At 62.9% G+C, this 14,315-nt stretch carries 9 protein-coding genes and 1 rRNA gene; 7 read left to right on the top strand and 3 right to left on the bottom strand.

The features are described 5' to 3' along the window. From rrf to HF690_RS14855, 3 genes are all read left to right on the top strand, one after another. Positions 1-96: ribosomal RNA gene (rrf, locus tag HF690_RS14865) — 5S ribosomal RNA — on the top strand; the annotation flags it as partial. A gap of 181 nt (positions 97-277) precedes the next feature. Further along, positions 278-1,876 carry an AAA family ATPase gene (locus HF690_RS14860; RefSeq protein WP_168610001.1) on the top strand — a complete coding sequence of 533 codons (1,599 nt, stop codon included), beginning with the start codon at positions 278-280 and terminating at the stop codon, positions 1,874-1,876. A 22-nt stretch (positions 1,877-1,898) separates the two neighbouring features. Then, a complete protein-coding gene (locus HF690_RS14855) occupies positions 1,899-2,582 on the top strand; it encodes a rhomboid family intramembrane serine protease (protein ID WP_113066107.1) in 684 nt (227 codons plus the stop codon). Between the two features lie 112 nt (positions 2,583-2,694). On the opposite strand, the gene HF690_RS14850 is transcribed toward HF690_RS14855, so the two are convergent. Beyond that, positions 2,695-3,513, bottom strand: a complete 819-nt coding sequence (locus HF690_RS14850; RefSeq protein ID WP_275690282.1) for a BPSS1780 family membrane protein — start codon at positions 3,511-3,513, stop codon at positions 2,695-2,697. A 77-nt stretch (positions 3,514-3,590) separates the two neighbouring features. After that, positions 3,591-5,423: a GspE/PulE family protein gene (locus tag HF690_RS14845; protein ID WP_168609999.1), complete on the bottom strand. Its 1,833-nt coding sequence runs from the start codon at positions 5,421-5,423 to the stop codon at positions 3,591-3,593. 64 nt (positions 5,424-5,487) lie between these two features. On the opposite strand from HF690_RS14845, the gene glyQ reads away from it, so the two are divergent. Together glyQ and glyS are read left to right on the top strand one after the other, a co-directional pair. Continuing rightward, entirely contained in the window at positions 5,488-6,402 is a 915-nt protein-coding gene (gene glyQ, locus HF690_RS14840) for a glycine--tRNA ligase subunit alpha (protein WP_168609998.1), read from the top strand. Further along, a complete protein-coding gene (gene glyS / locus HF690_RS14835; protein WP_168609997.1) occupies positions 6,395-8,539 on the top strand; it encodes a glycine--tRNA ligase subunit beta in 2,145 nt (714 codons plus the stop codon). The genes glyQ and glyS overlap by 8 nt, the downstream gene beginning before the upstream one ends. Positions 8,540-8,600: 61 nt before the next feature. On the opposite strand, the gene HF690_RS14830 is transcribed toward glyS, so the two are convergent. Further along, entirely contained in the window at positions 8,601-8,990 is a 390-nt protein-coding gene (locus tag HF690_RS14830) for a hypothetical protein (protein ID WP_205300849.1), read from the bottom strand. Between the two features lie 455 nt (positions 8,991-9,445). On the opposite strand from HF690_RS14830, the gene HF690_RS14825 reads away from it, so the two are divergent. Both HF690_RS14825 and HF690_RS14820 read left to right on the top strand, forming a co-directional pair. Beyond that, complete coding sequence (locus HF690_RS14825) at positions 9,446-12,427, top strand: TonB-dependent receptor (protein ID WP_240151803.1); 2,982 nt, start codon at positions 9,446-9,448, stop codon at positions 12,425-12,427. Positions 12,428-12,884: 457 nt separating this feature from the next. Next, a partial coding sequence (locus HF690_RS14820) for a TonB-dependent receptor (protein ID WP_168609994.1) occupies positions 12,885-14,315 on the top strand: 1,431 nt, incomplete at its 3' end.

Raw genomic sequence — 14,315 nt, 5'->3', positions numbered from 1 at the left:
TGGTCCCACCCGATCCCATCCCGAACTCGGCAGTGAAACGCACCCGCGCCAATGGTAGTGTGGCAGTTGCCATGCGAGAGTAGGTCACCGCCAGGGACCTCATACGAAAAGCCCCCGAGATACCTCGGGGGCTTTTTTTATGCATCGCGTCCCGGCGTGCACCGAACGGAGCGCACCGCCCTGGCGATGCAACGCGCTGACGGATGCTGCAGCACTGGATGGGAACATACGTGCCAAGTCAGCATCCAAGAAGCGCCAGTTTCGCTACAGTAGACGCATGTATCTGGATTACTACGGCCTGAAGGAAGCCCCCTTCGCTACGGCGCCAGACGAGCGATTCGTCTGGCTGCCGCCGCGGCTGGAGGCGCTGCTTGAGCGGCTTGAGCGCGAGATTCGCAGCGGGAGCGGCGGCATCATGCTGCTTAGTGGCGAGTACGGCAGCGGCAAGACACTCATGGCGCGGCTGCTGCTGGCACGCTTGGCCGAAGCCGATATCCGCATTGCCCGTATTCGTTATACGGGCGTCAGTGCGGATGAATTGCTGGAAACGGTGTGTCATGCGTTGCGCGTGCCCCTGGAACCGGGTGAGCGCGCACGCGGGCAGCTGATGATCGATGCGCTGAGTGCGTTTTTGATGGATACCTATGCACAGGGTCAGCGCGTGCTGCTGGTGATCGACGAGGCACAGGAACTGTCGGACGCCGCGCTGGAGCAGCTGCGACAGCTGACCAATCTGCAGACGCCTGCGCACAAGTTGATACACGTCTTGCTCCTGGCCGGCCCGAGCCTGGATGCGCGGTTGCACTCGGGGCCGCTTCGCGCATTGGCGCAACGCATCGGCATTCGTGAGGAGTTGACCCGGCTCGACAGCGCAGATCTGGAACCGTATGTGCGTCACCGCATGGCTACGGCCGGAGCGGCGGTACAGCCGTTCACCCGGCTTGGCTTGCGCAACCTGTATCGGTATGCAGGCGGCATACCGCGACTGGTGAACGCCATTGCCGACCGCGCCCTGCAGCTCGGTGCAGAGGCCAACGCTCGTCAGGTGGGCGAAGGTCTCGTGCAGCGCGCCGCGGGCGACGTGCTTCCCGGCCATGTTCAGTACTGGGTGCGGCGCTATCGCTGGTGGTGGCGGGCTGCATTGCTGGTGATGCTGGTCGGCGCTGGACTTACATGGTGGTTGCATACACCTGCACCACCGGTGGCCAGCGAGGCTACCGCACAGCAGGCGCACGAAAAGGCGATGCAGGAAGGTGCCCGGCTTCTGGCGCAATTGCCGGATGCGGGCGCAGCGCGAATGGCGGCATGGAGCGAGTTGCTGGCGCGATGGCAGGTGACTTCGAACGATGTGTCGGTCTCCGATGCGATGCGTTGCAATGCCGTGGTGTTTCCCGGATTCGACTGCGTGGCCGGTACCGGTACTCTCGATCAACTCAAGCGATTCGATCGACCGATGCTGTTGGAGCTGAAAGACGCAAGCGGAGTGCGCCATGTGTTGTTGCTCGGCGTCGGTGACGATCAGGTGAGACTGTTTGTCGGTGGCAAGTCGGTGGAGATCACCAAGGCCGCACTGCAAACGATCTGGCACGGCCGTTTCATGGCGCCATTTCGCCTGCCGCCGTGGATGCCGTCGAGCGTCCACCGTGGCGATGCCGGACAGGCCGTTGCCTGGGTTCGGCAGCAATTGCGCAAGCTGGATGGCGACCGCAGCGGCAGCTATCGGCCGTTAATCTACGATCAGACCGTACAGGAACGGGTACGCAAGCTGCAGCGGGCGTACGGTATTCCTGTCGACGGGGTCATCGGTCCGGAGACGCTCTTCGCGCTGAGCTCTCTGGATGACAGCGGTCCGCATCTGGCCCGAGATGTGCCGTGATGGAAGCCGGAGCGACAGCGTGATGTTCGTGAAGGTGCCGGGCCGACGTCATCGTGGCCCGCGGTGGGCGACGTTGTTGCTGGTCGTCGCCTGTGTGGCCTTTTTTACCGCCTTGACACTCAGTTCGTCGGCGCACGAAATGGCCTGGGTGCTGCGCTGGGGCACCGTGCCGTCGCTGTTGTTCGAGGCGCCGGGTGCGTGGTGGCAGCGCGTGCTGGATCCCGACATCGTGCGCCTGCTGACGGCCTTGTTCATCCACATCTCCTGGCTGCACCTGCTCGGCAACATGCTGTTCCTGGTGATCTTCGGTCTTGAAGGCGAACGCGTGCTGGGATCGCGGCGCTTCATGCTGCTGTTCCTGACAGGCGGCATGGCGGCCAACCTCGTGGGTGCCTTGACCCTGGCAGGCATGCATGCGCCGATCATCGGCTGTAGCGGTGCGGTGTCGGCGGTGGTCGGGGCCTACCTGGTGCTGTTCCCGCGAGCCCGGTTGGGACTGGTTCTGCCGCTGGGACTCTACCTGGAATTCGTGCGCGTGCCCGCCGCGTTCTTGATCGCGCTGTGGGTGCTGCTGCAATTGGCCTTTACGTATGCTGGGCCGGGCTTCGGCGAGGTGGTGTGGTGGAGCCACATTGCAGGTTTCGTCTACGGCATGGGCTTTGCGCTGTTCTCCCGACATGCGGTCATGCGGCGCATGCGGGGTTGATTGCCATGTTGTGCCTGCGCGAAATCCGGCGATCGACGCGGTGTCGAAGGCGGCATGATTTTTCCGCTGGGCATCTGTAATTGCGGCTTGAACGCAGTCGGAACGCGACCGGTCAGGCTTCGAAGGTATGCGAGATGGGCGGTGGCGGTGCGACGGCTTCGTCTTCGCGGTGCGAAACATCGTCGCCGAAGATGGAGCGATAGGCGGCATAGGTCAGTGGACCCAGTAGCGCGTAATAGGGCGTGCTGGTCAGCAACGCCGCGAGCAGGTCCGGCAGAAGCAGACTCAGCATGACACGGACTAGCCCCAGCCCAAGGCCCAGCAACAGCACCGTCACGAAATAGGCGCCGAAATTGCGGGCGCAGGCGGCGAAGCTCTTGCGCATCGCGGTAAAGGCGGGGTCGTGGCCGAGCATGATGCAGGCCGCGGCAAGAAAGGTCAGCATGCCGGTGATGAAGGCGATCACCACGATCAAGGCGAACGTCAGCAGCAGGCGTCCGGCCATGCCGGCGAGAATCGGATGCAGCGCAGCGGCGAGCGCGGCCTGATCGGACAGGGTGCTGGCGTCGATTTTCCCACTGCCTGCGATGGCCATGATGATCGGCATGGCGACGAGAATCATCAAAATGCCGGCGGCGAACACCGGGAGGCACAAGGCGATGAGCGAGCCGATGCGATCGCCTTCCTGGAATGCCTGGAACAGCTGGCCGATCTTCGGTGTGCGTCCCTGGTCCGCCTCGTGGGCGGCGTAGATCATGCCGGCGAGCAGTGCCGGCCCGAGCAGAAGAATCACGATGCCGCCGAGTAGCGGCACCAGCGGGATCAGCGTGAAGATGAGTCCCATGACCAGGAATTCCGTCGGGTGTGCGCGCACAGTTCGGAAGGCCGATCCGATCCATTCGATGCTTGCTCCAACGTCGACTTTGCGCATGCCTTGATGCTTCCCGGGGAATGGATCGAAATTTTCGCACGCGAGACGGTACGGACAAAGTCGGTCGGATGTCGCGTCTAGCTTGACGGGGAATCCTCGTCCTGGCGCATCTCGTCCAGCGGCAGTACGGAGAGCACTTCCTCGACCGTAGTCACTCCGCGAACCACCTGCGCGGCGGCGGAGACGCGAAGCGGTTGCATACCTTCCTTGCGTGCCGCTTCGGTGAAATCCTGCAGGTCCAGTTGCGGCCCGAGCATGCCGCGCAGTCGCGGGCTCATGCGCAGCATTTCATAGACGCCGGTTCGGCCGAGAAAACCGGTCTTGCGACATTCGAGGCAGCCTTGCGGCTCGTTGACGCGTGCCGGCAGAGGCAGGACGTAGCCATGGGTCAGTGCATTCCAGGCGACCGGGTCCTGCACGGTTTCGGATTTGCAGTGTGGACACAGGGTGCGCACCAATCGTTGTGCGACTACGCCGGCCAGCGTCGATTGGATCAGATAATGCGGAACGCCCAAGTCGAGCAGGCGGGTCACGGCGCTGGGGGCATCGTTGGTATGCAGCGTGGAGAGCACCAAGTGGCCGGTCAGCGAAGCCTGCACCGCCATCTGCGCGGTCTCCAGGTCGCGGATCTCGCCGACCATGATGATGTCCGGGTCCTGGCGCAGCAGCGTGCGCACGCCCGCCGCGAAGTCCAGATCGATGGCCGGCTGCACCTGCATCTGGTTGAACTCGGTTGCGACCATCTCGATCGGGTCTTCGACCGTGCACACGTTCAGTTCCGGCCGCGCCAAGTGCTTGAGCGTGGAGTACAGTGTGGTCGTCTTGCCCGAGCCGGTCGGGCCGGTGACCAGCACGATGCCGTTGGGCCGGCCGATCATCTGTCGCCACACGGCGTCTTCGGTGGGCGAGAAGCCCAGCTGGCTGAAGTCCTTGGCTGCGACCTCGGGATCGAAGATGCGGGCCACGACTTTCTCGCCGAATGCGGTCGGCATGGTCGAGATGCGCATTTCGACTTCGCGCCCGGTCGACGAGCGGGTCTTGATGCGGCCATCCTGGGGACGGCGCTTCTCGGCCACGTCGAGGCGACCGAGAATCTTGATGCGCGAGGTAACCGCGGTCATCACCGGGGAAGGCAGCTCGAACACCTTCTGCATCACGCCGTCGATGCGGAAACGCATGTTGCCGCTCTCGCGGCGCGGTTCGAGATGGATGTCCGAAGCGCGTTGTTCGAATGCATACTGCAGCAGCCAGTCGACGATGTGCACGACGTGACGATCGTCGGCGCCCAGCTCGCCGCCCTTGCCCAGTTCGACCAGCTGTTCGAAGTTGAGGATCGCCGAGCCGGCGGGGCCTTCCCCGTTCGCATCATGTGCGAGCTGGATCGACCGCTGCACGCCGTAGAGTTCGGTGAGAAAGCGCTGGATGTCGAGCGGATTGGACACCACCACACGGATCTCGCGCCGCAGCATCTGCGAGAGGTCCGTGGCCCAGCGCGTCTCGAACGGTTCGCAGGTGGCGAAGACCACATATTCGGCATGCGCTTCGATGGGCAGGATGCGATGGCGCAGGGCGTAGGTATTGCTGACGACACGCGTCACCGAGGGCGCGTCGATCTTCATCGGATCGATCTTGCAGTAATCCAGGCCGGACTTGCCGGCCAGCCACTCGGTCAGCAACTCGATGCCCAGCCGTCGCTGCGCGTCGTCGTTGCGGTTGGGCAGTTTGGCTTCGGCGATGATCGCCAGCGGATGCAGTTCCAGGGCGCTGCGGCCGCTGAGCTGCCCCATACGCACCTGTGCGCGGTCTTCGGGTCGAAGGAATCCATCCTTGACCAGCTCGTTCAGGACTTCGTCCAGCGCCAGGCGACCGCGTCGTCCCAGGGTGGATTGCGAATGCGCGCGGGCGACCATTGCGTCGTACCTCCGGAGTCAGCGAAGGTATACTAACGCGCTTTGCCGCAAGCCAGACGTGACCATGTCCGCGCCGACGTTCCAACAGATCATCCAGAGGCTCAATCAGTACTGGGCCGACCAGGGATGTGTGCTGCTGCAGCCGCTCGATACCGAGGTCGGCGCCGGCACGTTTCATCCGGCCACATTCCTTCGTTCCCTCGGGCCGGAGCCCTGGGCCGCGGCCTACGTGCAGCCTTCACGCCGGCCGACCGACGGTCGTTACGGCGACAACCCGAATCGTCTGCAGCATTACTACCAGTATCAGGTAGTGCTGAAGCCCAATCCGGACAACATCGTCGATCTGTACTTCGGTTCGCTCGAGGCGCTGGGCATCGATCCGCGGGTGCACGACCTTCGTCTGGTCGAGGACAACTGGGAATCGCCCACGCTGGGTGCCTGGGGACAGGGCTGGGAAGTCTGGCTGAATGGCATGGAAGTCACCCAGTTCACCTATTTCCAGCAGGCCGGCGGTCTGGAATGCCGCCCGGTGACGGGCGAGATCACCTACGGCCTGGAACGTCTGGCGATGTACCTGCAGAACGTGGACAACGTCTACGACCTGGTGTGGACGCAGGCGCCGCATGGCACGGTGAGCTACGGCGACGTGTTCCACCAGAACGAGGTCGAGCAGTCGACCTACAACTTCGAGCATGCGAACGTCGAGGCGCTGCTGGGTTGGTTCGATACCTGCGAAGCGGAAGCGAAGAAACTGGTCGAGGCCGGTCTGCCGCTGCCGGCTTACGAGCAGGTGATGAAGGCCAGTCATACCTTCAATCTGCTGGACGCGCGTCGCGCCATCAGCGTCACCGAGCGCCAGCGCTACATCCTGCGTGTGCGCACGCTGTCGCGCGCCGTGGCCGAAACCTATGTCGCCCAACGCGAGAAGCTCGGATTCCCGGGTCTGCGCAACCAGAACAAGGAGACCGCGCATGTCTGAGGCACGTTCGCTGCTGATCGAACTGGGCACCGAGGAATTGCCGCCGAAGGCGCTTGATGCGCTGTCCGAGGCCTTTGCGCAGGGTGTGGTGCAAGGGCTGAAGCAGCAAGGCATCGAGGCCGACCTGGCGCACGCGCATCGTTATTGTTCGCCGCGCCGACTGGCCGTGCACATCCCCGCCGTGGCGCCGATGCAGCCGGACCAGGCCATCGAGCGTCGTGGTCCTGCGGTGAAGGCCGGGCTGGATGCCGACGGCCAGCCGACCCGGGCACTGCAGGGGTTCGCCGGTTCCTGCGGTGTCGGGGTCGACGCGCTGGAAACGATCGAGACCGACAAGGGCGCATGGTATGTCTACCGCGCTGTGCAACCGGGCAAGGCACTGGCCGAATTGTTGCCGGACATCGTCGCCGCATCGCTGAAGCAGCTGCCGATTCCACGTCCGATGCGCTGGGCCGATCACGACTACGCGTTCGTGCGCCCGGCGCACTGGCTGGTGATGCTGCACGGCGCCGACGTCATCGACGCCGAGATCATGGAGCTGCGCAGCGGGCGACAGACCCGAGGCCATCGTTTCCATCATCCCGCGCCGGTGCATGTGGCCGACGCCGACGCTTGGCTCGATGCGCTGCGCGAAGCGAAGGTCCTGGCCGATCCGGTCGAACGCCGGCAGCGTGTGCGTGACGAGGTGGCCCGTGTCGCGGCCGATCTCGGTGGCACGCCGCGGCTGTCCGACGCATTGCTGGACGAGATCGCCAATCTGACCGAGTGGCCGGTGGCCATTGCCTGCGCGTTCGAGTCGGAATTCCTGGCGGTTCCGCCGGAAGCGCTGGTCACCACGATGGAGACCAATCAGAAGTTCGTGCCGGTATTCGGTGCGGACGGCAAGCTGGTCGAGCGTTTCATCGGCGTGGCCAACATCGCGTCGAACGATCCGGCGGAAATCCGCAAGGGCTACGAGCGCGTGATCCGTCCGCGCTTCGCCGATGCCAAGTTCTTCTACGACGAAGACCTGAAGACGCCGTTGTCGGGTTATCAGGAAGCGCTGAAGCACGTCACCTACCAACAGGCGCTGGGCAGCGTCTGGGACAAGAGTGTGCGCGTGGCCGAACTGGCGCGCGTCATCGCTAACCGGGTCGGTGTCGACGCGGGGCGGGCGACGCTGGCTGCGGCATTGAGCAAATGCGATCTGATGACGCGTATGGTCGGCGAGTTTCCCGAATTGCAGGGTGTGATGGGGCGTTACTACGCCACCGCGCACGGCGAACCGGAGGCCGTGGCCGACGCGCTGGATGCGTTCTATCAACCGCGCCATGCCGGTGATGCCATTGCTGTGCAGCCACTGGCGCGGGTGCTGGCCGTGGCCGAGCGCCTGGACACGCTGGCCGGCATCTTCGCGGTCGGCATGAAACCGTCCGGCAACAAGGATCCGTTCGCGCTGCGCCGTGCCGCGCTGGGACTGGCGCGCACGCTCATCGAAGGGGCGATGGACATCGATCTGAAGGCCGCGCTCACCGAGGCACTGCAATTGTTGCCCGATGCCGCGCTGGCGGCGGGAATGAAGGCGGGCAAGGACGGCAAAAAGCCGGCGCTGGACGCCGGGGCGCGTCGTACGGTGCTGGGGCGGGAACTGTATGCCTTCGTGCTCGATCGTCTGCGTGGCTATTACGCCGACCAGGATGTGAGCACGGACATTTTCGAAGCAGTGGCGGCGGTGGCTCCGTCCAGTCTGGTCGATTTCGATCGCCGTCTACGCGCGGTGGTCGATTTTGCCGGACGGCCACAGGCAGCCAGTCTGACGGCGGCCAACAAGCGGGTCGGCAACCTGCTACGCAAGCAGGCCGAGGAAGGTGCTGATGCGGCTTCGCTGAAGATCGACCCGGCCCGATTCGAGGACGATGCCGAGCGCGAGTTGGCGGCGGCGCTGGAGGCGGCAAGCAGCGAGAGTGCGCAGTGCATCGAGGCCGGCGACTATGCTGCGGCCCTGGCGCGACTGGCGGCTCTGCAGGCTCCGGTGGATCGTTTCTTCGACGAGATTCTGGTCATGGCCGAGGACGCCGATGTCCGCGCCAATCGTCTGGCGCTGCTGGCCCATCTGCAGAACCGTTTCCTCGCCATCGCCGACATCGCTCGGCTGTAACTTCCGGGCGCACTCGATCCCGGCGCTTCGCAAGCGCCGGATCTTTGTTCGTGGCAACAAGTCAGGCGACTTTTTCGTTGCTCCGTACGCGTTCCATGACGCGCTGGTTGAGCACGGCGGCGATGCGTGCGCGCTGGACCGGGTCGGTGTGACCGAGCAACTCGTAGTAGTCGGCCAGCAGGTCGCTGTTACGGGCGATCGACGGGTCGGCTCCAGCCAGTTTCAGCGTGGACTCCAGCACCTCGATGGCAGCCGATAGTCGCTGCGGGTCCATTTGTCTGGATTGCGCTTCCGTCGATTGCGCCGGCTTCATGGCGGTTTTCTCTCTGCTGGACTGCATCGGCCCTTCCCCGGCCACGACCCACAGCAGAGATACACCCAGTCCCTTGGCCAGCGCCATGCAGCGCGTGCGGGACGGGTCGGAACGGCCATCCCGCCAGCTGCGAACCACTCCCTCCGAGAATCCGCACATTCTTGCGATTCTTGAGACCCCTCCGTAGCGCGAAGACAGCAATTTTATGCGATCCGCGAACCCCGTGTTTTCTTCGATTACGTCTAAAGTACTATTTTTATTATCCATTTCTAAAACTTCTCAGAGTTACGGCCCTGCAACAAAAACCGTAAATTATTGTTGACTGACGTAAGATATCACGATATATCTGCCTCCCAACGCACGCGTTGTCCGTGATCGAAGTCATCAAAAAAGCGACGCGTGATGCGGAAGGTTCCGTGTGATAACGACTTGCCCCCTGTTCGGGAGTGTCTCGCTTCACACTGGAAATCGCAACATTTTACGCCGTCACGATCCAGCGGCGTCCATACCGGGGAGCAACCAGAGTCATGATTTCGCGTACTACCACTCGTCCTACCTACATGCGTCGCACGGCCTTGGCCGTTGCGTTGGGCATGTGTGTCGCAAGCGGCGGTGCGCTGGCCCAGTCCAGCGCGACCGGCATCATTTTCGGACAGGTGCAGGGGGGGCAAGGCTCCACCGTACAGATCCAGAACACCGATACGGGCCAGACGCGCACGCTGTCTGTCGATGCGGATGGCCGTTATCGCGCGTCCTCGCTGCCGATCGGCCGCTACAACGTCACGTTGATGCGCGACGGCAAAGTGATCTCCAGTCGTGACAACGTGCAGGTCAGCATCAGCACGGGTACCGACGTTTCGTTCACTTCGGCGGCGAACACGACGAGCCTTGAGGGCGTCCAGGTCGTGGCGTCTGCCTTGCCGGCCATCGACGTGTCCAATGTGGACTCGCGTACGGTGCTGACTGCGCAGGAGCTGCAGAAGGTACCGCTGGGGCAGACGGTCAATGCCGCTTCGCTGCTGGCCCCGGGTACGGTGGCCGGTGACTCGCGCTATGGCAACGTGGTCAGCTTCGGCGGTGCTTCGGCAGCCGAGAACCAGTACTACGTCAACGGCTTCCCGGTTACCAACGCGCTGACGGGTCTGGGCTTCACCGAGCTCCCGTTCGATGCCATTGATCAGCAGCAGGTCATCACGGGTGGCTTGGGTGCCGAGTACGGTCGTTCGACGGGTGGCGTGGTCAACATCGTGACCAAGAGCGGCGGCAATACCTGGCGCTTCGGTGCGACGGTCGACTGGGCGCCGCGTGCGCTGTCGGATTCGCCGCGTGATATCTATTACCCGCGCAATGGCAACGGCAAGGACGGCCAACTGTATCAGGACCGCAGCGGCAACAAGACCTGGGCCACGCGCTACGGCGCTTATATCAGCGGTCCGCTGATCAAAGATCGCCTGTTCCTGTATGCCACGGCGGAGAAGCGCGAGACCAGCGGTTCTCGCGGCATCGGTTCGGAACTGGCCGGCACGGCCGCGAAGACCGATACCAAGACCACGCGCTGGTTGGCCAAGATCAACTGGAACATCACCGACAGCAATCTGTTCGAGTTCACCGCGCTGGGTGACACCACCAAGACAAACCGAACGGTGTATTCCTACGATTACTCGACCATGACCGAGGGCCCGCTGCTCGGTACCGAGTATCTGAAGAATTACGACATCCTCGGTGCCGGCGCGTCGCCGGGTGGCTCGATGTACATCGCCAAGTACACCGGCTACCTGACCGACAACCTGACGGTGACGGCCAACTACGGCAAGACCAAGTCCAAGCACGTGGATACGCCGCTGGGTGCGACGGGCGTTCCATGCCCGCTGGTGGTCGATCTGCGCAGTGATCCGAACACGATCAACGGCTGCGGCATCACGGGGGGCACGGTGCTGTCGCCGGGTGCCGAAGACAACACGGATGGCTGGCGTCTGGACGTCGAGTACCAACTTGGCGATCACCATCTGCGCGCGGGTCTGGACAACTTGAATCTGAAGTCCTACTCGGGTCTGCAGTACGAAGGTGGCGTGTACTACCTGTATCAGGATACGGCGGATGTGAATCTGACCGGCTATCCGAATGCCAACCTGCCGGCCAATCCGCCGCCGTACCTGGTGCGTCAGCGCATCATCGATTTCTCGGCGAACGTCAAGGTCGAGCAGGAAGCGCAGTACATCGAGGACCACTGGCAGATCAACGACAAGTGGTTGGCCTACATCGGTCTGCGTAACGAGCAGTTCAGCAACTTCAATGGCAGTGGCCAGATCTACGTCAAGCAGCGCCACCAGTTGGCGCCGCGTTTGGGTCTCACCTGGGATGTGTACGGCGATTCCAGTCTGAAGGTCTATGCCAACGCTGGTCGCAATCATTTGGCGATCCCGTCCAATGTCGCGATCCGCGGTGCGTCGGCTTCGCTGTTCCAGGGACAGTACTTCACCTACACGGGTGTCGACCCGGCCACGGGTGTGCCGAGCGGGCTGTCGCCGGTGACCGGCATTCTGTATTCCAATGGTGCAGACGGCGTGACCGCGCCGGATCCGCGTTCGGTTGCGGCCAAGGGCTTGAAGGCGTACTACCAGGATGAGTTCATCCTTGGCTTCGACAAGACGCTCGGGGCCGACTGGACCTTCGGTGCAAAGGCGACCTATCGCAACCTGAAGAGCATCATCGACGACTTCTGCGACGAAGCGCCGTTCGCGGCGTATGCGGCACGGAACAACATCGATGCGCAGGCGTTGGGCATCAGTGCGGCGCTGGGCCCGAACTGCTACCTGTTCAACCCGGGCCAAGCCAATACGTTCTCCGTGCAGTACGGCGATGGTTCGTACCACGACTGGACCCTGACCAACGCGGACTTCGCCGGCAACAGCAATGGCGTTGGTTTCCCGAAGCTGAAGCGTAAGTACCTGGCGGTGAACATCTACCTGACGCATCAGTTCTCCGACAACTGGTTCGGCAAGGCCGAGTACGTCTGGTCCAAGAGCTACGGCAACTCGGAGGGTCTGCTGAAGTCGGACATCGGTCAGCTGGATCCGTCCGTCACGCAGGACTGGGATTTCCCGGAACTGATGATCGGTTCGAGCGGCTACCTGCCGAACGACCGCCGCCATCAGCTGAAGGCATACGGCTACTGGCAGATGACACCGGAATGGTTGTTCGGCGCGAACGTGGCGATCGCCTCGGGTCGTCCGAAGAACTGCATCGGCAACGCGCCGGGCACATTGGATCGTCAGGGTTACGGCACATCGTTCTTCTTCTGCGATCTCAACCACGACGGCACGCCGGAAGCGACGCCGCGCGGTTCGCAGGGTCGGCTGCCGTGGACCTATCGCCTGGATCTGAGTGCGCAGTGGCGTCCGGCCTGGGCTGACCACAACCTGGCCTTCACCGCCGACATCTTCAACGTATTCACGCAGCAGCGGACGTTGTCGATTGTGGAGACCAATGGCGGCAACCCGAGCTACGGACGCACGATTTCGTACCAGACGCCGCGTTATGTCCGCCTGGGGGTGCGCTACGACTTCTCCTTGTAAGGCATAACAACAATCCGGCCGGGTTGCTTGCAGCTCGGCCGATCTCCCCAGATCTGGCCGCCGGCGGAGTCCGGCGGCTTTTTTATGTGTGTGCAGGTGAAGGCCGCGCGTGGACGGGTTGGCAGTAATCGTCGGGGCTGATGTGACGCAAGTCTCGCCAGTTCATGGGAGGCAGCTGGATTCAGGGACCTGCGTGCAATTGCTAAGAAAGTGTTGACATGCTGTTAGGTTCAGCGGTAGCGTCAGGAACGCAGACTGGCATGGAGTCCTATTCCGAAGGGCATAGCCAGTCGTTGCTAATCTGCAGCGAATGGATGTCAAGCGGGTGTTTTCTCAACAAAATTTGGCGAGGAAACAGTTGCTTGCCACACGTTCGCTGTGTTCCAGGTGACCGGTGTAAAGCCAGGTTGCTTTGCTTTGTATGGCCCAGTTGGGCTGATCTGGGGAGATCATCGTAATGAACAATCGCAAACTGACAGGCGGGGCGCTTACGCGTCGTAACGCTCTCACTGTCGCCCTTGCCGTGGGCTTGGGCTTCACTGGCGTCGCCTTCGGCCAGGCCACGACCGGTACCATCTTCGGTACCGCGCCGTCCGCCGCCGGCCAGACCGTCCAGGTCACGGGCTCGGGTGTCTCGCGCAAGGTGACCGTCGGCCAGAACGGCCGTTACACGGTCAGCAACCTGCCGGTCGGCACCTACACCGTTACGCTGAGCAACAACGGTGAAGTCGTTTCCACGCACAACAACGTGTCGATTGCCGTCGGTTCCGGTACCGAGGTTGACTTCAACACCGCCGCGAACGCGCAGGAACTGTCGCAGGTCCAGGTGCGCGCCAACGCGCTGCCGTCGATCGACGTCACCAGCGTGAACTCGAGCACCGTCATCACCGCCAGCGATCTGGAAAAGCTGCCGGTCGGCCGCAGTGCCGAGTCGATCGCTCTGCTGTCGCCGGGCACCGTCCAGGGCAGCGGCTACTTCGGTAACGCCGTTTCCTTCGGTGGTTCGAGCGTGGCCGAGAACGCCTATTACGTGAACGGTTACAACACCGGCGAGCCGTACCGCAACATCGGTGGCTTCCAGCTGCCGTACGGTTCCATCGCCCAGCAGGAAACCCTGACTGGCGGCTTCAGCGCCAAGTACGGTCGTTCCGACGGCGGCGTGATCAGCCAGGTCGGTAAGCGTGGCACCAATGAGTGGCACTTCGGCGGTCAGATCGCCTGGACCCCGCGCTTCCTGCGCGCGAGCCCGAAGAGCGAGTACATGCCGACCCAGAGCCTGCCGGCCGGCTTCACGCATCAGGCGGGTTACGCGCCGGGTCAGCTGAACCGTTATCGTGCTCACGATAAGGGTTGGCAGACCGTGTATTCCGCCTATGTCGGCGGCCCGCTGATCAAGGACAAGCTGTTCATCTTCCTGGCTGCCGAGCAGACCAAGAACAAGTACACCAGCACGAGCTCGCGCTCGCTGTCCCAGGTCAGCTACTACACCACCCACCGCAACAAGTTCTACGGCAAGGTGGATTGGAACATCGATGACAACAATGTCCTCGAAGGCACCTTCCTGCAGAGCGATTACAACGGCAGTGACGGCACGTTCGGCACCGGTATCGGCGCGACGTACAACTACGACTACAACACGCTGAAGTCGGGTACGTTCAACAGCGTCAATACGCAGTCGGCCGACAACGCCAAGATCATGATCGCCCACTACACCAGCTACATCACGGACAACGCTACGTTGAGCGTGCTGTACGGCAAGGGTGACTTCCAGAACCCGGCGTACTGGGGCAGCAATGTCGATCCGAACATCGGCATCATCAACAACCAGAACCGCGCCACGTCCTATGCCGACGATGCTTCGTCGCGTACCAAGGGTCTGCGTGTCGAC

This window comes from Oleiagrimonas citrea (genome assembly GCF_012395255.1).
GTDB lineage: Bacteria > Pseudomonadota > Gammaproteobacteria > Xanthomonadales > Rhodanobacteraceae > Oleiagrimonas > Oleiagrimonas citrea.
Note: the sequence above shows the minus strand (reverse complement) of the source record. Positions and strands in the feature narration are given on the sequence as shown.

What these genes read in the sequence shown, in the direction of transcription:
- glyS (WP_168609997.1), top strand. Translation starts at nt 6,395, where the DNA reads ATGTCTGAGGCACGTTCGCTGCTGATCGAACTGGGCACCGAGGAATTG.
- HF690_RS14845 (WP_168609999.1), bottom strand. Translation starts at nt 5,423, where the DNA reads ATGGTCGCCCGCGCGCATTCGCAATCCACCCTGGGACGACGCGGTCGC.
- HF690_RS14860 (WP_168610001.1), top strand. Translation starts at nt 278, where the DNA reads ATGTATCTGGATTACTACGGCCTGAAGGAAGCCCCCTTCGCTACGGCG.
- HF690_RS14850 (WP_275690282.1), bottom strand. Translation starts at nt 3,513, where the DNA reads ATGCGCAAAGTCGACGTTGGAGCAAGCATCGAATGGATCGGATCGGCC.
- glyQ (WP_168609998.1), top strand. Translation starts at nt 5,488, where the DNA reads ATGTCCGCGCCGACGTTCCAACAGATCATCCAGAGGCTCAATCAGTAC.
- HF690_RS14825 (WP_240151803.1), top strand. Translation starts at nt 9,446, where the DNA reads ATGTGTGTCGCAAGCGGCGGTGCGCTGGCCCAGTCCAGCGCGACCGGC.
- HF690_RS14855 (WP_113066107.1), top strand. Translation starts at nt 1,899, where the DNA reads ATGTTCGTGAAGGTGCCGGGCCGACGTCATCGTGGCCCGCGGTGGGCG.